This window comes from Streptodolium elevatio (genome assembly GCF_053592165.1).
On sequence record NZ_JBSFVE010000001.1, the window covers coordinates 778,784 to 797,271 of the forward strand.

Consider the following 18,488-nt stretch of genomic DNA (forward strand, 5'->3'; position numbering starts at 1 on the left):
ATACTGCCGCTCCTGGAACGCGCAAGAACCCGCCAAGACGCCGGACGGCTGCCGCCCCGCGCGTAGTGGCCGACCGCAAAGCGGCCCCGGTCCCCTAAGACATGGAGGGGACCGGGGCCGCTTGGTGTGTGCTCGTCAGACTGAGACCGGCTCCCGACGGTCGGTCTGGGCGGGCACGTTCTTGGTGGTGTCGACGGGGCCGGACTCGTCGTCGTCCGGGGCGTCGATGTCACGCGGGTTGTTGTACTTCTCCAGGTCGAGCGTCTTCTCGCGGGCGGAGACCAGGACCGGGACGACCGCCTGACCGGCCACGTTCGTGGCGGTGCGCATCATGTCGAGGATCGGGTCGATGGCGAGGAGCAGGCCGACGCCGGCGAGGGGCAGGCTCAGGGTGTCGAGGGTGAGGGTGAGCATGACGATCGCGCCGGTGAGGCCCGCGGTCGCGGCGGAGCCGATGACGGAGACCAGGACGATGAGGAAGTAGTCCTGGAGGTCGAGGCTGATGCCGAAGTACTGGGCGACGAAGATCGCGGCGAGCGACGGGTAGATCGCGGCGCAGCCGTCCATCTTCGTGGTGGCGCCGAACGGGACGGCGAAGGAGGCGTAGTCCTTGGGGACGCCGAGGCGTTCGACGGAGCGCTGGGTGACCGGCATGGTGCCGACCGAGGAGCGGGAGACGAACGCGAGCTGGATCGCGGGCCACGCGCCCTGGAAGAAGCGCAGCGGGTTGACCCGGCCGACGGTCGCGATCAGCAGCGGGTAGACGAGGAAGAGCACGATGGCGCAGCCGATGTAGACGTCGGCGGCGAAGGTGCCGAGCGGCTTGAGGGAGTCCCAGCCGTACGTCGCGACCGCGGTGCCGATGAGGCCGGCGGTGCCGATCGGCGACAGGCGGATGACCCACCACAGGGCCTTCTGCACGATTTCGAGGACGATCTCGGCGGCGTTGATGACCGGGTCGGCCTTCTTGCCGACGGACAGAATCGCCGCGCCGAGCACGACCGCGAGGAACACGATCTGCAGGACCTGCGGCTTGGGGCCGAAGGCGCCCACGATGTTGGTCGGCACGATGCCGGTGAGGAAGTCGAGCCAGTCGCCGTTCGAGATGCCCTCGGGGGCCTGCTCCGGCTTCGGCAGGTCGACGCCCTGGCCCGGGTCGGTGAGCAGGCCGAGCGTGATGCCGATGCTCACCGCGATGAGCGACGTGACGAAGAACCAGAAGAGCGTGCGCAGTGCGAGGCCCGCGGCGTTGTTGACGTTCCGCAGGTTGACGACCGACACCAGGACGGCGGTGAAGACCAGCGGCGGGACCGCGAGCTTGAGGAGGCGGGTGAAGATGTCGCCGGTCTGCTCAAGGGTGGTGGTCAGCCAGTCGACGCCGCCGTTCTTGGCGATGAAGCCGAGGCCGATGCCGATGGCGAGGCCGATGAACGTCTGGGCCCAGAAAGGGACCTTGGGCAGGGATCGCTTGCGCACGCCATTGGGCGCGACGGTGTTCTGAGACAAGGGGAGCTCCTGAAGCGGCCGGCTCGGGCCGTCTGGGCCCGGTGCGCCGGGCACCGTGCAGAACGGGACGGGGTGACGACCGCTTCAGGCCTGACGTGGCATGTGGGGAACGGGGACTGTGTTCGTCCACCGGTCAGGTGCGGGGGTGGGACCCGGGGGTCCGGCCGCGCCGCGAAGCGGTCGGGCGGCGTGCGTGTGCGGTACGCGGATTCGTGCGTGTTTCGCGTACCGGTCAGCTGACGCCGGCGCCGCTACACAGTGCGGTGGCGCATCGGCCGAGGTCGACGTGCAGACGCGCCACGAGCGGGAAACCCACCGCCGTGCGCGTCGCATACGTGTCGCCTGCACCGAACATGAGGAGGAGTCTAAGCAGTCCATCAGTAAAACGACAAAACCATTACCGGACGAACCTGTCCGCTCACGTGGCGTCGGTGGTCCGCGGAGCGGTACGCGGTGCCGGGCGCGGCGCGGGCCGCGGGGCCGGTGCGGCGTCCGCGACGAGGTGGTCCTCGGCCGCCGCGCCCTCCTCGATCCGGGCCTTCGCGCGCTCCACGCGCTCGACCAGCGCCGCGGACATCGCGTCGCGCTGGCTGTTCAGCAGGAAGTAGCTGACCAGCCCGGACACCGCGACGGCCAGGCCGGCCACCAGGATGGGCGCGCCCTTGCCGCCGATGTCGAGGACGTAGAAGACCGTCCAGATCACCGCGAAGGCCACCGCGAACACCCCGATGCGGTACAGCGTGTAGCGCAGTGCCGGGTGGCTGTTCGACCGCACGCCCGGGCTCGACCGCACGCCGGGGCGCTTCGCGGACTGGACGTCGCCGGGTACGTCGGGCTGGGACTCGGGCGTGCTGTGCGGTGTGGACACGTTCGGTTCCTTCGGCCGGCGCGGCCCCCGAGGGGCCGCGCAGCGGACACTGCTCCGGAGGGTGCGGCGGAGAGGCCGTACCTTCCGGACATCCAGTACAGCATCCGCGGAAGTCGGACCGGCACGGGGTCGGCCCGGGTCGGACCCGGGTCAGAAGCGCATGGGCTGCGGGACGTCCCGGCGGCCCTGCTCGGGGCCGTCGTACTCGCGCACGATCTCGTACCGCGTGTTGCGCTCGACCGGGCGGAAGCCCGCGTCCCGGATCAGTTCGAGCAGGTCGTCGCGCGTCATCTTGTTCGGCGTGCCGAAGCCGTCGGCGTCGTGCGTGATCTTGTACTCGACCACCGAGCCGTCGAGGTCGTCCGCACCGTGGTTGAGGGCCAGTTGCGCGGTCGACAGGCCGTGCATGACCCAGAAGCACTTCACGTGCGGCACGTTGTCGAACAGCAGGCGCGAGACCGCGAACACCTTCAGCGCCTCGGCGCCGGTCGCCATCGAGGTACGCGCCTGGAGCCGGTTGCGCACGATGCCGTCCCGGCTGTCGTGGAAGTCGTGCTGGTAGCGCAGCGGGATGAAGACCTGGAACCCGCCCGTCTCGTCCTGGAGTTCGCGCAGCCGGAGCACGTGGTCGACGCGGTGCCGGGGCTCCTCGATATGGCCGTAGAGCATCGTCGACGGTGTCTTGAGGCCCTTCTCGTGGGCGAGCCGGTGGATGCGCGACCAGTCCTCCCAGTGGGTGGCGTGGTCGACGATGTGCTGCCGGACCTCCCAGTCGAAGATCTCCGCGCCGCCGCCGGTGAGCGATTCGAGGCCGGCGTCCATCAGCTCGTCGAGGATCTCCGACGCGCTTAGGCCGGAGATGGTCTCGAAGTGCTGGATCTCGGTGGCGGTGAACGCCTTGAGCGAGACGTTCGGCAGCACCTTCTTCAGCTCGCGCAGCGACCGGGGGTAGTAGCGCCACGGCAGCGTCGGGTGCAGGCCGTTGACGATGTGCAGCTCGGTGATGCCGTCCGGCTCCATCTCCTTGGCCAGCCGCACGGCGTCCTCGATGCGCATCGTGTACGCGTCCTTCTCGCCCGGCTTGCGCTGGAACGAGCAGTACGCGCACGACGCCTGGCACACGTTGGTCATGTTCAGGTGCCGGTTGACGTTGAAGTGGACGACGTCGCCGTTCTTCTTCGTCCGCACGTGGTGCGCCAGGCCGCCGAGCCAGGCGAGGTCGTCGCTCGCGTACAGCGCGATGCCGTCCTCGCGGCTGAGGCGTTCACCGGAGAGGACCTTGTCCTCGATCTCCTTGCGCAGACCGGAGTCCATCGCTCACTACTCCTTGTACGTACCAGGCGAACCAGTCGAAGCTGCCGACGAGCCTACGCCTCCGGCTCGCCCGGCAGATCGGCGGCGCGGTACTCCCACTTCGTCGACAACACGACGGTGGTGCGCGTACGGGCGACACCGCGCGTACCCGACAGCCGCCGGATCACGTGCTCCAGCCCCGCGACGTCCGGCACCCGGACCTTGAGCATGAAGGAGTCGTCGCCGGAGATGAACCAGCAGTCCTCGATCTCCTCGACGTCGCGCAGCCGGCGGCTGACGTCCTCGTGGTCCGCCGCGTCGGAGAGCTGGAGGCCGATCAGCGCGGTGACGCCGAGGCCGAGCGTGACCGGGTCGACCGTGGCCCGGTAGCCGGTGATGACGCCGGCCTGTTCGAGGCGGTTGATGCGGTCGGTCACGCTCGGCCCGGACAGGCCGACCAGGCGGCCCAGTTCCGCGTAGGAGGCGCGGCCGTTGACCCGCAGCGCCTGAATGAGCTTGCGGTCCACCGCATCCATGTCATTCTCCTCGATCGTCCTGCATTTCATTGGACAGATTTCGATCTGTCCCTTAGAATCTAAGGCATCAGAGGGCGCATGACCTGCCAAACCTCTGAAGTGGCAACCACACTCGGCCCGACCGGCCGACTTAGGGGAGTGAAACCCATGTACACCCTCGAGATGGCGCGAGCGCACATCCAGGAGCTGCACGAGATGGCCGAGCGGTCCCGCCCGGTCGGCCCCCGCCCGACGCTGACCCGCGTCAAGAAGTTCGTCGCCCGCGCCACCGGCCGCTGACCCGGCCGCCCCGGCCCCCCGGGGCGCGTGGCACCAGGCACACCATCACAGGCTCCCGCCTCCGCGGGGGCCTTTGCTGGTTGCGGACGCGACCGGTCCGGGGTCCTCACGGCGGTACGGTCCCCACCGGACCGACCGGACCCGCCGGATCCGGACGCGCCGCCTCCGCCGCCTCCGCCCGGCGGGCCGCCCCCAAGTCGCCCTCCCAGCGCCGGAAGAGCGTGTGCGGCACGCCGAGCACGTCCAGCACCTTGCCGGCCACGAAATCCACCAGCCGCTGCACGTCGGACGCCCCCGCGTAGAAGGCCGGGCTCGCGGGCAGCACCACCGCACCGGCGTCGTCGAGGCGTACCAGGTGCCGCAGCGTCGTACCGGTGAACGGCGTCTCGCGCGGCACGACCACCAGCGGCCTGCGCTCCTTCACCGTGACGTCCGCGGTGCGCTGCAACAGGTCCTTCGACAGGCCCAGCGCGATGCCTGCCACCGCCGCGGTGCTGGCCGGGACCACGGCCATGCCTTTCGCCGGGTACGACCCGCTCGACGGCCCCGCCGCGAGATCCCCGGCCGCCCAGTACTCCACCCGGTCCAACCCGGCCTCCGCGCCCGGGTCCCGGCCCGCCGCCAGGCCCAGCCACGTTGCCAGGTCGCCGCGCCAGTGCGCGTCGCGGAACGCGATGCCGGTCTCGTCCAGGATCGTCAGCCGCGCGGCCCGGCTCACCACCAGGTCCACGTGCTCGCCGGCATCGAGCAGTCCCCGGATCACGGCCGCCGCGTACGGGGTGCCCGAGGCGCCGGACACCCCGACGATCCACGGTCGGCGCTGTGCATGCATGGCGTCATTCTCCCAACCCCCACACCGGCGCGCCCGCCACCCCTGGCGCACGCCCGCGCAAACCACGTGAAACACCGCAGCCGGCACCCGGGAGCCCACCCGGGTGCCGGTCGACTGTTGACCGGAAACCGTCCGGCCCGCTGGACTGGTGCCGGACGCGGCCGGCGGGGGAAGGCCGCGTACCGCCCCTGCGATCCGGCCGCTCGCCCCCGGCACCACGGAGGACCCACTTGCCCGCGCGCCGCCGCTCCGCCGCAGTACTGATACCGCTCGCCATGTTCGCCACCGCATGCGGCGGAATCGACCAGGACTGGGCCAATCGGGCCAAGGAGGCCGCCGATTCGCCGGTCGGCAACACCGGCGAGCCGAATGTGGGCATCACCGCCGAGCAGTTGCTCGAACGCGTCTCGGAGGCCGACCACGCGGCCCGGTCGGTGCGCACCGACTTCACCGGACACTTCTACGGGGTGCCCGTGCACGGCGACACGTCGGTCACCGAGAACGGCGACATCGAGTCGCACCTGACCGTCAAGGACCGCGAGATCCACGTCCTGGTCGTCGGCGACACCGAGTACACGCGCATGGAAGAGGGGACCAACAAGGTTCTCATCGACATGATCGCCAAGGCCCCCGGCTACGACCCGGAGCTGGAGGAGCCCAGCGAGTCCTTCGTGGAGTTCGGCAAGCTCCTGGAAGGCAAGTACCTCAAGGACGAGGCCGTCTCGCGCGGCACCGGGCTCCCGTCCTTCGACGCCATCCTCGGGGGCGGCCCGTTCACCAACGGCGACGACTCCGCGGGCGAGAACCCCGACGGCGACTTCGGCGAGGACGAGTACGGAGGCGGGTACGGGGACGACGTCGAGCACCAGCTCGGCGACGCGCTCCACATCGACGGGATCGAGGTGATCCCTCTCGTCCTCACCAACAGGACCCGCGACCTCACGTCCGTCCTCACCATGTACGTGCCCACGCACGGCACCCCCCTGCCCGTGCGCATGACGTCCGACGACGACAACGACGGCAAGGTGGACGCCTCCGTCGACACGCACTACCGGGCGGTCGCGCCGGACAGGACCGTCACCGCGCCGGACGGGGACCGGACCGTCGACATGGACACGATCATGGAGGACTTCTTCGGGAGTCCGGGCGACGGTGACGGCCCCGACGGCCCGGAGGACTACGGGACGGACGAGGACGACGAGGACGACGGCGGCCCGGTCCGCGCCTGACGCCGTCCGCGGGGACGCAGGGGCTCGGGCACAGACTGGCTCGAGGGCTCAGAGGCTCAAGGGCTCAGGGACGCAGCCCGCGCACCACCAGGTCGAGCAGCGCGCACACGAACAGCGCTATGCCGATGAAGCCGTTGGTGGTGAAGAACGCCCGGTTCAGCTTGGACAGGTCGTCCGGCTTGACCAGCGAGTGCTCGTAGACGAACGCCGCCGCCACGATCAGCAGGCCCAGCCACCAGAAGAACCCGGCCCCGGTCAGCGCGCCGAACCAGATGAAGAGCAGCGTCGTGATCACGTGCGTGACGCGCGACGCGTACAGGGCGTTCGCGATACCCCAGCGCGCCGGCACGCTTTTGACGCCGTGCGCACGGTCGGCGGCGACGTCCTGGCAGCCGAAGATCAGGTCGAACCCGCCGATCCAGGTGCCGACCGCGAGGCCGAGCACGACGGCGTCCCACGACCATTCGCCGGTCACCGCGATCCAGGCGCCGATCGGGCCGATCGCCTGGGCGAAGCCGAGGATCGCGTGCGGCACGTTCGTGAAGCGCTTGCCGTACGGATAGACCACCATCGGCACGACCGCGAGCGGTGCGAGCGCGAAGCACAGCGGGTTCAGCAGCGCCGCCGCGACCAGGTAGAAGAACAGCGCGACCAGCGCCCCGGTCCACGCCGTGCGCACCGAGACCTTGCCGGTCACCAGCTCGCGCGTCGCGGTACGCGGGTTCCGCGCGTCGATCTCGCGGTCGATGATGCGGTTGCACGCCATCGCGAACGTCCGCAGGCCGACCATGGCGACCGTCACCAGCAGCAGTTCCCAATAGTGCAGGTGCTCGTTCACCTCGAACATCGCGGTGAGCGCCGCGATGTAGGCGAACGGCAGGGCGAAGACCGAGTGCTCGATCATCACCAGGCGCAGGAAGGCCCTTATCGACGAGTCCCCGCCGACCGGAACGGCCGCGGAACTCATCGAACCGTCCCTGTACGTGCGCAGCCGCGCTCGCCCGGCCTACCTGTCGAAACCATGGACACTCCGATCACAGCCCGTACTGCTTCCAACGACGAGTCACCCGCGCGGCGGTCGCCGGGTCGGACGCCACCATCTCCGGCCAGCCGCCGTCGCGCGTGTAGCCCTCCTCGGGCAGCTTGCGCGTCGCGTCGATGCCCGCCTTGCCGCCCCAGAACTGCTGGTACGACGAGTGGTCGAGGTGGTCCACCGGACCCTCGACCACCGACAGGTCGCGCGCGTAGTCGACGTTGCCGAAGGCCCGCCACGCGACCTCCTGGTAGTCGTGGACGTCGCAGTCCGCGTCGACCACCACGATGAGCTTGGTCAGCGACATCATGTGTGCCCCCCAAATGGCGTGCATCACCTTCTGCGCGTGCTTGGGATACTTCTTGTCGATCGAAACGATCGCGCAGTTGTGGAAACCGCCCGCCTCGGGCAGGTCGTAGTCCACGATGTCCGGCACGATGATCTTGAGCAGCGGCAGGAAGAACCGCTCGGTGGCCTTGCCCAGCGGCCCGTCCTCGGTCGGCGGCCGGCCGACCACGATCGACTGCAGCATCGGCTTCGCGCGCATGGTGACGCAGTCGATGGTCAGCGCCGGGAACGGCTCCATCGGGGTGTAGAAGCCGGTGTGGTCGCCGAACGGGCCCTCGTCACGCATCACGCCCGGTTCCAGCCAGCCTTCGAGCACCACCTCGGCCTCGGCCGGCACCTGGAGCGGGACCGTCTGGCAGTCGACCATCTCCACGCGCTTACCCTGCACGAAGCCGGCGAAGAGGTACTCGTCGATGTCGCCGGGCAGCGGCGCGGTCGAGGCGTACGTCACGGCGGGCGGGCACCCGAACGCAATCGCCACCGGCAGCCGCTCGCCGCGCCGCGCGGCCACCTGGTAGTGGTTGCGCGAGTCCTTGTGGATCTGCCAGTGCATGCCGATGGTGCGCTTGTCGTGCCGCTGGAGCCGGTACAGGCCCAGGTTGCGTACCCCGGTCTCCGGGTCCTTGGTGTGCGTCAGCCCCAGGTTGAAGAACGCCCCGCCGTCCTGCGGCCAGGTGTGCAGGGCCGGGATCGTGTCGAGGTCGACCTCGTCGCCCTTGAGTACGACCTCCTGGCACGGCGCGTCCGACACCTTCTTGGGCGGGATGTGCGCCACCGACCCGAGCTTGCCGAACGCCTCGCGCAGACCGGAGAAGCCCTGCGGCAGCTCGGGCTTGAGCAGCCCGCCGATCTTGTCGCCGATCTCCTGGTACGACTTCAGGCCGAGCGCCTTGAGCATCCGGCGGTCGGTGCCGAACACGTTCATCGCCAGCGGCATCGAGCTGCCGCGCACGTTCTCGAACAGCAGCGCGGGGCCGCCCGCCTTGTTCACCCGGTCGGTGATCTCGCCGATCTCCAGGTACGGGTCCACCTCGACCCGGATGCGCCGGAGGTCGCCCTCCTTCTCGAGGGCTTTGAGGAAAGCGCGCAAGGTCCCGTATGCCATGCGCACCAGTATCTGCCACGCCCATCGGACCGACCGCACGGGCATGGGGCCGGATGGTTGGCGGCGGCGTTGCGGTACGCCGGCCCCGTCCGGCGCACACCCGTCCGCGTCCCGTGCCCGTCGCCCCCCGCCCGACTCTCGGCCGGCTCGGCAGGAACCGAACACGGCGCCCGCGACTCCTCTACGTTGGATGCCATTGCCACACCTCGGGGAGGACGTACATGGCTGTCGCGGTCGAGCCCGACGTGCCCGCACCGGCACCCGCTCAGGCCCTCGGCTCCGCACTCGAATCGGTCGTCGTGTACGCCCAGGGCGCGGTCTGCACCCGCCGCACCCGGTTCACGCTCCCGGAAGGGCACCGCGGGGAGTTCCGGATCCACGTCGGCGATGTGCCGCTGAGCGCGTACCCGCAGTCGCTGCGCGGCACGGTCACCGTGGGCCCCGACGGCCTGCGGGTCGCGGACGTGCGGCCCCGGATCGAAGCGGTCGTGGTCCAACCGCGGGACGTACCCGAGCTGCGGCGCGCCTGCGACGCGGCCGACGAGCACCTGACGCGCCTCAACGCGCGGCGCGCGCGGCTGCACACCGAGATCGAGGCCACCGCGGGACTGCGCGCGGCACAGGCCCGGCAGCGCCGGGACGACCCGTACCCGCGCCCGGCGGCGGTCGAATCGGTGCTCGCCCTGGCCGACTTCGTGACCGACCGGCTCGACACGCTCCAGACCCGCATGCGCGCGCTGGAGGAGGAATGCCGACAGGCCGAGCACGAGGCACGGGTCGCGCGGCACCGGCTCGACGAGGCGTCCGGGTCGCTGCGCGTCGAGGAGGCCCGCACCACCGGGTCGGCCGTCCTCACCCTCGACCTCGCGGGCGACGCGCCCGCACCCGCCGCCCCCGTCGAGGTGGTCGTGGACCTGGAGTACCAGGTCCCCGGGGCCCGCTGGGTTCCGCAATACCAACTGCGCCTCGACACCGCGATGACCGGCGGAACGCTCGTGATGCGCGCGGCGGTCGCGCAGCGCACGGGCGAGGACTGGACGGGCGTACGGCTCGGCCTGTCGACGGCCGACCTCGACCGCCGCACCGACCTCCCCGAGCTGCGCTCGCTGCGCATCGGGCGCCGCCAGGCGGCGCCGGCCCCCTCCGGATGGCGGGAACCCCCGGCCGGGCTCGACGAGTTGTTCGCCGGATACGACGCGGGGACGGCCAAGCGGCGCGAACTCGCCGCGGCGGACGGCCGCTACCTCCCACCTGACGCCATTGCGTCCAAAACCCTGACCGGCGGTGCCGTGCCGGGTGGTTACGGCATGGCCGAACTCCGGGCGGACCAGGGCTCGTGGATGGACGAGGAGCAGGCGCGCGGCGGCTACCCGCAGGCCGCCCCGATGCCCCCGCCGATGGCGATGCCTTCGGCGCCGATCGCCCCCGGTTCCGCACCCGCCCCACCGCCGCCGCCCGCGTCGCGCATGCGCAGGTCACGCCCCGGCGGAGCGCCGCGCGCGGAGGCCGCGGGGGCACCGCCGCCCGCCCAGGCGTTCGCGGGTGCGGCCTACGGAGGCGGCGGAGCGGAACGCGAACTGAGCGACAACTACATGGAGCGGCTCGACCCCGACGGGCCGGGCGGGGACGCCGCGTCCGCACTTCCCGGTGCCGATCTCCTCGACTATGCGGGCCTCGTGCTCACCGGACCGGACGACGTGGCGGCGCGCGGCCGACTGCGGCCGGGCGGCTCGTACGACGCCGCGGCGGTGGAGTACCGCCGTCGCGCCGAGGCGGTCGCCTCGCTGGCGCTGCCCGCGCACGCGGCACGGGTCCGCGAGTCGGCCGGTTCGTACGACTACCGCTTCGACGTCGCCGCGGCGGCCGACGTGGAGTCGGACGGCGGCTGGCACACCGTCCCCGTGTGCACCGTGGAAGTGGGCCTGGAACCGGAGTTCGTCACCGTCCCGTCCGTGGACGAGTCGGTGTACGGCACCGTCCACGTCACCAACGCCTCCGCACACGCGCTGCTCGCGGGTCCGGCGGACGTCAGCGTCGGCGGCGAGTTCCTGATGACCGTCCCGCTGCCGACCCTCGCCCCCGGCGAACGGCAGCGCGTCGGCGTGGGCGTCGTGGAGAGCGTGCAGGTCGCGCGGCGCACGCACATGCGCGAGTCGACGGCCGGGCTGCGCAACCAGACGACCGTGCTGGACCACCGCATCGAGATCGACGTCGCGAACCACCTCGCGCGCGACATCACCGTCGAGGTGCTGGAGCGCGTACCGGTCAGCGACGACAAGGACGTGAAGATCGAGGAGCACGCCGCCGATCCGCAGTGGGAGCGCGACGCCGAGCCGCGCGACGGGCAGTTGGTGCGCGGTGCGCGCGTGTGGCGGCTGCGGCTGCCCGCGAACTCGACGCGCACGTTGGTGGGCCGCTACGAAATCCGCATCCCCGGCGGCAAGTCCGTCGTCGGCGGGAACCGGAGGGCATGAGCCGTGACTGAGTTGACGCACCGTCAGGACAGCCCGAACGGCACCGACATCCCAAACGGGTCTGACAACCCGGACAGCGCGGAGATCCCGGGCGGGCCGACCGGCCCGGGAGGCGCGGAAGACACTCCGCGCGCCCTCCCCATCACCGCCGTGACGTGCCTGGAGGACCGCGCGCAGGTCGAACGGTCCGGCGTCGTCGAGGTCGCGGCCGGTGTGCAGCGCCTGCGCATCGGCCCGGTCACGGCCCTGGCCGTGGACCGGTCGCTGCGTGCCGAGGCGATCGACGTCTCCGGTGTCGGCGACCTCGGTGTGACCGTCGTCGACGCCCGCATCGTGCGCGCCGCCGTGGCGCCGCCGCCGAGGCCCGCCGAGGACGCGTCCAAGATGCGCGCGCTCGTCTTCGACCTGGAGGAGGAGACCCGCGATCTGGCCCGGCAGACCCGGCGCCTGGAGTCGTCGGTCGCCGTCGTACGCCAGGCCCGCGAGGAACTGCACCGCGCACTCGCCGAGTTCGCGGGTGTCGAGCCGGACTCGTCGGGCGTGCGGTTCGACACCGTCGACTGGGCCGCGCGCCTGGAGGCCGTCGACGCCGCCGAAGAGCAGCGGCACGAGGAGATGTTCGACGTCGCCCGCGCGCAGGAGCGCACCGCACGCCGCCTGGCGGAGGCCCGGGCCGCGCTGTCCGCGAGCGAGGAGGACCCCGCCGAACTGTCGGCCGTCGTCGAGGTGGTCGTCGAGGCCGAGCGGGCCGGTCCGGTCGAACTGCGCGTCGTGCACCTGGTGCCGTGCGCGTTGTGGCGGCCGGCGTACCGGGCGACGCTCGCCGCCGACGGTGCCTCGCTGACGCTCGATTCGGACGCCGTGGTGTGGCAGCGCACCGGCGAGGACTGGCCGGGGGTCCGGCTGTCGCTGTCGACCGCCCGGCCGACGCTCGCCGCCCGCCCGCCGACGCTGGTGGACGACGAACTGCACCTGCGGGACAAGAGCGTCGAGGAGAAGCGCACCGTCGAGGTCGACCTGCGCGAGGAGGACATCGCGAAGGTGGGCGCGGTCGCGGCGTCGGCCGCCGAACTGCCCGGCGTCGACGACGGCGGCGAGGTACGCGTCCTTGCGGCGCCGGCCCCCGTGACCGTGCCGTCCGACGGGCGGCCGCACCGTGTGCACCTGACGTCGTTCACCGCCCCCGCGCGCACCGAACAGGCCGCGACGCCGGAGTTGTCCCCGCTGGTGACGCGGGTCGCGTACGTCGCCAACGAGGCCGGCCACGTCCTGCTCGCCGGCCCGGTCGACCTGGTGCGGGCCGGCGGGTTCATGGGACGCGGACGGCTCAAGTTCTCGGGGCAGGGCGAGGAAGTACGCCTGCCGTTCGGCAGCGAGGACACGTTCCGCGTGGTGCGGCACGTCTCCGAGCAGAAGTCGACCAAGGCCGTCACAGGCCGTAGCACGACCACACGCACCGTGCGGGTGTTCGTCTCCCACCTGGCCGGCACCGGCGACCCGGTCCCGGTGGTGCTGCGCGAGCGCATCCCGGTCTCGGAGGTCTCCGCGGTCGAGGTCGCCCTGCGGCCCGAGGCGTGCGATCCGGCGCCCGCGGACGTCGACGACGAGGGGATCGTGCGCTACGACGTGACTCTTGCGCCGGGTGAGCGGCGTGCGATCACTTTGGTCTACGAGTTGTCGGCATCAGGCAAGGTCCAGGGGATTTGAGGTCCGTCCGGGCCCGTGGGCGACGCATTACGCTGGGGGTGCACTTCACATAACCCCAGGGAGTCGATTCCATGTTGCGGGTTGCACCCTTGCTGCTGTCCTTCGCGGTGCTCGTATATGCGTTCATCGACTGCCTGACCACCGATGAGCAGAAGGTGCGCAACCTGCCGAAGCTCGTCTGGGTGTTCGTCGTGCTGCTCGTGCCGCTGATCGGCGCGATCGGCTGGTTCGTGGCGGGCCGCCCGCGCCGGGACCGCACGGCCGAGCGCCGCGCCCGGTTCGTGGCGCCCGACGACGACCCCGAGTTCCTGGCGTCGCTCGGCAAGAGCAACAAGGAGCACGAGGACATGCTGAAGCGCTGGGAAGAGGACCTCAAGCAGCACGAGACGGAGCTGCACGACGAAGGCCCGGACGGCCCCGAGGGCGACGGCGGCAAGGGCGACGGGCGGAAGGGCGACGGGCGCGCCAAGGACTGACGGCAGAGACCTGCGGTGAGGTGGCCATACGCCCGCCTCCCGGCTGACGAGGCGGGCGTACGCGCCCCCACCGGCACCCGTCAGCCCTCGCAGGGCGACGCGGTCCCTCCCGCGGTGACGCCCTCGGTCACGTCCGCGGTCACATGCGCGGTCACGTCTGCGGTCACGTTGCCCGCAGCGCCTCCAGCGGCTCCAGCCTGGCCGCACGCCACGCCGGGTACGCCCCGGCCAGCAGCCCGACCAGCACCCCCGCGCCCGGGGCCGCGACGACGAGCGTGAGGTCGAGGACCGGCGTCCAGTCCCTGGCCACGCAGACCCCGACGACGGTCACCACCCCGACGGCGGCGCCGATCGCCCCGCCGATGAGGCCCAGCACGGCCGACTCGACCAGGAACTGCTGGGCGATGTGGCGGCGCGACGCACCCAGCGCACGGCGCAGCCCGATCTCGCCGATGCGCTGCATCACACCCACGAGCGTCACGTTGGCGATGCCGACCGCTCCGACGACCAGGCACAGCAGGCCCAGCACCAGGAACATGCCGTTGACGTCGTCCTCCACCGCGCCTCGGGCGCGCTGCAGGTCGGGCGGCGCGATCACCCGCATCTCGGTGGTCCGCCCCGGGTTCAGCGCGGTCGGCGCCTGCGCGGCGACGAGCCCCGCGGCACCGAGTTCGGTGTCGACGACGACCCGTCCCACCTCGGTCAGGCCGAGCCGGTCGGCGGCCGTGGTCGGCGGCACGATCACCGCCGCGGCGAGCGCCTGCTCGCGGCGGAAGTCGCCGACGATCCCGATCACCGTGAACGCCTCGTCGCCGAGGAAGACCGCCGGGGAGTCCTCCAGGCGCACGATGCCCAGCATGCGCGCCGCCTCCTCGCCGAGCACGGCGACGCGGTCGTGCCGGGCGACGTTGCCGGCGTCGAAGAACCGCCCCGCGACGACGCGGCCGTGGGCGGCGGCCGGGAGGTCGACGGTGGCCGCCACGACGCCGAGGGTGCGGGCCGAGACGGTCGAGGGGTCCTTGATGTCGTTGGCGCGTACCGAGGGCGCGGTGCCGGGCGCGGCCTCGGCGAGGGCCACCGCGGCGACGGTCCCGTTGAGGCGGGCCAACCGTTCCGCGGCGTCCCACCCGATGAGCGGCCCTTCGCCGGGGGCCTGCGGTGCGCCGGTGCCGGCCGCGACGACCGTCACCGCGGTCGCGGTGAGCTGGTCGAAGCGTCCGACGATGCGGTTCCCGGCGGTCGCCGCGATGCCGATGGTGACGACGAGCGTGGCGATGCCCAGCACGGTGCCGAGGGTTGTGAGGGCGGCCCGCCAGGGGCGGGCGAGTACGGCGGCGAGGGATTCGTCGAGCAGGTCGGCGCGGCCGATGCGGGTGCCGCCGCGGCGCGGCAGCCGGAGCGTACGGCCCTCCGGCGTCATACGCCCGCCTCGGCCAGGACCCGCCCGTCCGCGATGCGGATGCGGCGGACGGCCCGGGACGCCACCGCCTCGTCGTGCGTGATGACCAGCAACGTCAGCCCCTGCCCGTGCAGTTCGTCGAGCAGGTCGAGGACGACGGCGGTGTTCTCGCCGTCCAGGTTGCCGGTCGGCTCGTCGCACAGCAGCAGCGCCGGATCGCCGAGCAGCGCACGGGCGATCGCGACGCGCTGGCGTTCGCCGCCGGAGAGCCGGTCGGGCCGGAATCCCCTGCGATGGCCGAGGCCGACGCGTTCGAGGGCCTCCTCGGCCCGGGCCCGCCGGGTCCGCCGGGGCGGGGCCGTGCCGCCCTTGGGCCGGTAGACCTCGGCGAGCATCACGTTCTCCTCGATGGTGCGGTACGGCAGCAGGTGGAACGCCTGGAACACGAAGCCGAACGAACCCGCGCGCAGCGCTGCCCGGTCACGCTCGGCGAGACGGGTCGTCGCGACGCCGCCGAAGCGGTACTCCCCCGACGTCGGACGGTCCAGCAGCCCGAGCAGGCCCAGCAGCGTCGACTTGCCCGAGCCGGACGGCCCGGTCACCGCGACGTGTTCGCCCCGGTGGATGCGCAAGTCCACGTCCACGAGGGCGTGGACGGGCGGATCGGAGTCGAATGTCCGTCCCACGGACTCGAATTCGACGAGCGGGCGCGGGGAGGTGCTGTCCGCGGGCCCCTCGTCCCGCGGTGTCATCGCTCCCCCACGACGACGCGGTCGCCCGCGGCGAGCGGTTGCCCGTCCGGGGCCGTCACCGCGACGAAGCCGGTGGCGGCGAGGCCGAGGGTCACCGCGACCGGGGCCACGGTCCCGTCGGCGCGCTCGACCTTGACGCGTGCCTGGCCGTCCGCGCCCGTGAAGACCGCCGCGACGGGCACCGCGAGCACGGGCGTCCCGGTCGAGCCGACCTCGACGGTGACCTTGACCGACTGCCCGGCCCGGGCCGTGAGCGCGGCGGGGTCGTCGGGCACGATGCGCACGGCGGAAGGCATGCCGGGTGAAGCCGGGGTGGCCTGCGCGCCGCCGGCCGGGGCGGACGCGCCGCCCTTGTCACCGCTGCCCGTGCCTTGGCCGTCCCCTTGACCTACTCCTTGGCCTTCGCCTGGACCGGCGCCGTCACCGCCGCCCGTGCCCTGGCTTCCCTGGCTGCCCTCGGACACCGGTTCGGCGTCTCGGCCCACCGCGTCGACCTTTCCGGGGAACTTCTCGCCGGAGTCGAGTTCGAGCTGCACGGGCATTCCGGGACGCAGGAGTTGCGCGTCGACGCCGGGCACGGTCGTCTGGACGCGTACGCCGGTGCCGGTCACCTTGGCGACCTGCCCGGACGGTGTGTCGCCGGGGCGGACCGCCACCCGGTCGACGCGCACCGGCAGTGCGGACAGGAAGACGAGTTCGCCGGCCGGGAGGGAAACGCCGTACGTGGCCTGGAAGTCGGCGAGGTTCTGCCGGGCGTAGCCGAGCGCCTTGTCGGCGTTGGTCACCCTGCCCTGCAACGAGGCGATGTCGGATGCGGGCGCGTTGCCGCCGGGCTTTCCGGGCGAAGGGTCCGGCGATTTGGCGGGGCCTGGTGAACCGGACGGGTCGGACGAGCCAGAGGAGTCCCCCGAAGTCGCCGCTCCTGACGGGGACTTGGCGGCTTGAAGCTCGGCCTTGGCGGTCGCCAGTGCCTCGTTCGCGGTCTGCACGGCCGTTTCCAGTGCGGCGAGTTGCTGCCGTTCCGCGGTGCCCGGCTCCTTGGCCTCGTATCCGCGGGCGCGGTACCAGCGTTTGAGCGCCGACGCGGTTCCGGAGGTGAACGCGTCCGTCGTGGTGCCGGGGTCGAACCCGATGCGCTTCAGGGCCTCGTTGAGCTGCTTGACGTCCGCCCCCTTCGTTCCGGGACCCAGCGTGCGGTACATCGGTACGACGCCGCGCAGCACGAACACCGGCCGCCCGGACACCTCCATGAACACCGAGCCCTCGGCGACCGACGCGCCGGCCACCGGCGTCCGCGTCACTTTCTGCACGCCACCGCCCGTCTCGGCGGAGCCGCCGCTCGGCGCCGTCGCGACCGCCCCCGACAAGCTGACCGGCACCGGCGACTCGAACTCGACCGTCCCGTGCGCCACGACGCCGTTGGTCAGGATGCGGGACTCCACCGGCACGGTGATGAGCGACGCCGACGGCGGCTTGCGCGCCGCGGCGGCCTCGGCCGGGGACTGGACCTGCTGCCCGGCGTACCAGCCCCCGGCGCCCGCCAGCGCGACGATGCCGAGCACGGTCGCGAGTGCGCGTCTGGCGCGGTTCACCCGAGTCCCTCGGCGCCGGGCGACTTGTCGAGCTTGGGGAAGTACGCGGCGCGGAAGTCCTTGCCGCAGTCGATGTCGGCGAGCGCGGCCTGGATCTCCTTCGTCAGTTGGGGGCGGGCGACCGCCGGATCCAGCCTGGCTTCGGACGACTCCGGGCGTCCTTCGGGCGGCTGCGGCGTCAGGCCGGCGGCCTTGCCGAACCACTCGAAGCGCAGTGCGTTGCGGATCTCGGTGACCGAGGTCGTGGCGACCGGATAGCCCTTGCCGCGCAGGCAGGTCGCGTACGCCTGGGCGAGGCGCACGAGTTCGGCGTCGCCGTTGAGGTTCTGCCGTGCGATGCGCGCCTGTTCCGAGGCGGCGTCGGCTTTGGCCTTGATCTCGTCCTGCGTGCCGTACACCTTCTTCCGCGCCTCGCCGGAGCAGCCGCCGAGTTGCCCACCGGGCATCTTGCTGCGCTCGGCGTTGCCGAACAGCGCGATGTTGTACGCCGGTTTGCGGTCGGCGGGCAGCGCGTCGAACGCCGCGGTGTTGGGATCCTCGGACGTGGCCGGCACGCTCACGTTGGGGTCGCCCGGGAACGCGGCGGGTGAGAACGCTCCGAACCCGTACTTCTCGCGGAACGCGCGTGCGGCATCGTAGTTGCGCTCGAACCCGTCCTGGAATTGCGGCGGCCCCGCCGGGGCGATGTACGCGACGTACGTGAAGCCGGCCTTCTTCATGCACTCGGCCACGGCGTTGGCGAGCGCGTACTCCTGCTTCTCCGATTCGGAGGCGCCCGGCGGCGCGGCGAGCGGGGCGTCGCCGTCCTGCGGCTTGCCGGGCGGGTCGGCCGCGGCACCGCCGGACGACGCCGAGTCTTGCGAACCCCCTTGCGGGCCACCGGAGTCGGACGACTTGCCGGAGTCGGACGCGCAGCCGGTGGCCAGGACGGCTCCGGCGAGCACCGCCAGGGCGATCCGGGCGAAGGGGCGTACCGGAGGAACGGGACGAATCATCATCAACCTTGCTGTCGATGGCATGGGGGTACCGCGCCCGGTGCCGCGGTCGGCAATCGGGCGG

The 18,488-nt window shown here is 72.0% G+C and carries 16 protein-coding genes; 5 read left to right on the plus strand and 11 right to left on the minus strand.

What is annotated here, in order from left to right; genetic code table 11:
• Positions 1 to 135 precede the first annotated feature (135 nt).
• The 4 genes from ACWD12_RS03440 to ACWD12_RS03455 all read right to left on the minus strand — a co-directional run bounded on the left by ACWD12_RS03440 (position 136) and on the right by ACWD12_RS03455 (position 4,203).
• Positions 136 to 1,506, minus strand: a complete 1,371-nt coding sequence (locus ACWD12_RS03440) for a dicarboxylate/amino acid:cation symporter (protein ID WP_450098095.1) — start codon at positions 1,504 to 1,506, stop codon at positions 136 to 138.
• A gap of 418 nt (positions 1,507 to 1,924) precedes the next feature.
• Entirely contained in the window at positions 1,925 to 2,374 is a 450-nt protein-coding gene (locus tag ACWD12_RS03445; RefSeq protein WP_450098096.1) for a DUF4229 domain-containing protein, read from the minus strand.
• A 150-nt stretch (positions 2,375 to 2,524) separates the two neighbouring features.
• Positions 2,525 to 3,688 (minus strand): aminofutalosine synthase MqnE, encoded by a 1,164-nt coding sequence (mqnE, locus tag ACWD12_RS03450; protein ID WP_450098097.1) that lies wholly within the window; start codon positions 3,686 to 3,688, stop codon positions 2,525 to 2,527.
• Between the two features lie 53 nt (positions 3,689 to 3,741).
• Positions 3,742 to 4,203: an Lrp/AsnC family transcriptional regulator gene (locus ACWD12_RS03455; RefSeq protein ID WP_358361947.1), complete on the minus strand. Its 462-nt coding sequence runs from the start codon at positions 4,201 to 4,203 to the stop codon at positions 3,742 to 3,744.
• Between the two features lie 147 nt (positions 4,204 to 4,350).
• On the opposite strand from ACWD12_RS03455, the gene ACWD12_RS03460 reads away from it, so the two are divergent.
• Positions 4,351 to 4,482, plus strand: coding sequence for a hypothetical protein (locus ACWD12_RS03460; RefSeq protein WP_268823073.1), 132 nt, complete (start codon positions 4,351 to 4,353; stop codon positions 4,480 to 4,482).
• 106 nt (positions 4,483 to 4,588) lie between these two features.
• Here ACWD12_RS03460 and ACWD12_RS03465 read toward each other — a convergent pair whose 3' ends face one another.
• Complete coding sequence (locus ACWD12_RS03465; RefSeq protein ID WP_450098098.1) at positions 4,589 to 5,314, minus strand: UbiX family flavin prenyltransferase; 726 nt, start codon at positions 5,312 to 5,314, stop codon at positions 4,589 to 4,591.
• Between the two features lie 275 nt (positions 5,315 to 5,589).
• On the opposite strand from ACWD12_RS03465, the gene ACWD12_RS03470 reads away from it, so the two are divergent.
• A complete protein-coding gene (locus ACWD12_RS03470) occupies positions 5,590 to 6,543 on the plus strand; it encodes a hypothetical protein (RefSeq protein ID WP_450098099.1) in 954 nt (317 codons plus the stop codon).
• 64 nt (positions 6,544 to 6,607) lie between these two features.
• Here ACWD12_RS03470 and mqnP read toward each other — a convergent pair whose 3' ends face one another.
• Positions 6,608 to 7,510 (minus strand): menaquinone biosynthesis prenyltransferase MqnP, encoded by a 903-nt coding sequence (mqnP, locus tag ACWD12_RS03475; RefSeq protein WP_358361940.1) that lies wholly within the window; start codon positions 7,508 to 7,510, stop codon positions 6,608 to 6,610.
• 67 nt (positions 7,511 to 7,577) lie between these two features.
• Positions 7,578 to 9,029 (minus strand): menaquinone biosynthesis decarboxylase, encoded by a 1,452-nt coding sequence (locus ACWD12_RS03480; RefSeq protein WP_358361939.1) that lies wholly within the window; start codon positions 9,027 to 9,029, stop codon positions 7,578 to 7,580.
• A gap of 221 nt (positions 9,030 to 9,250) precedes the next feature.
• Here ACWD12_RS03480 and ACWD12_RS03485 point away from each other — a divergent pair, with 221 nt between their 5' ends.
• The 3 genes from ACWD12_RS03485 to ACWD12_RS03495 all read left to right on the plus strand — a co-directional run bounded on the left by ACWD12_RS03485 (position 9,251) and on the right by ACWD12_RS03495 (position 13,686).
• On the plus strand, positions 9,251 to 11,503 hold the full coding sequence (locus ACWD12_RS03485; protein ID WP_450098100.1) for a DUF4139 domain-containing protein: 2,253 nt from the start codon (positions 9,251 to 9,253) through the stop codon (positions 11,501 to 11,503).
• A 3-nt stretch (positions 11,504 to 11,506) separates the two neighbouring features.
• A complete protein-coding gene (locus ACWD12_RS03490) occupies positions 11,507 to 13,210 on the plus strand; it encodes a DUF4139 domain-containing protein (protein WP_450098101.1) in 1,704 nt (567 codons plus the stop codon).
• A gap of 71 nt (positions 13,211 to 13,281) precedes the next feature.
• Positions 13,282 to 13,686: a PLDc N-terminal domain-containing protein gene (locus tag ACWD12_RS03495; RefSeq protein WP_358361932.1), complete on the plus strand. Its 405-nt coding sequence runs from the start codon at positions 13,282 to 13,284 to the stop codon at positions 13,684 to 13,686.
• A gap of 163 nt (positions 13,687 to 13,849) precedes the next feature.
• Here ACWD12_RS03495 and ACWD12_RS03500 read toward each other — a convergent pair whose 3' ends face one another.
• The 4 genes from ACWD12_RS03500 to ACWD12_RS03515 are packed head-to-tail and all read right to left on the minus strand — an operon-like array spanning position 13,850 to position 18,427.
• A complete protein-coding gene (locus ACWD12_RS03500) occupies positions 13,850 to 15,106 on the minus strand; it encodes an ABC transporter permease (protein WP_450098102.1) in 1,257 nt (418 codons plus the stop codon).
• Positions 15,103 to 15,837, minus strand: a complete 735-nt coding sequence (locus tag ACWD12_RS03505; RefSeq protein WP_450098103.1) for an ABC transporter ATP-binding protein — start codon at positions 15,835 to 15,837, stop codon at positions 15,103 to 15,105. Before ACWD12_RS03505 ends, ACWD12_RS03500 begins: the two co-directional genes overlap by 4 nt.
• Positions 15,834 to 17,429 (minus strand): peptidoglycan-binding protein, encoded by a 1,596-nt coding sequence (locus ACWD12_RS03510; RefSeq protein WP_450098104.1) that lies wholly within the window; start codon positions 17,427 to 17,429, stop codon positions 15,834 to 15,836. Before ACWD12_RS03510 ends, ACWD12_RS03505 begins: the two co-directional genes overlap by 4 nt.
• Entirely contained in the window at positions 17,426 to 18,427 is a 1,002-nt protein-coding gene (locus ACWD12_RS03515) for a hypothetical protein (RefSeq protein ID WP_450098105.1), read from the minus strand. Before ACWD12_RS03515 ends, ACWD12_RS03510 begins: the two co-directional genes overlap by 4 nt.
• Positions 18,428 to 18,488 lie beyond the last annotated feature (61 nt).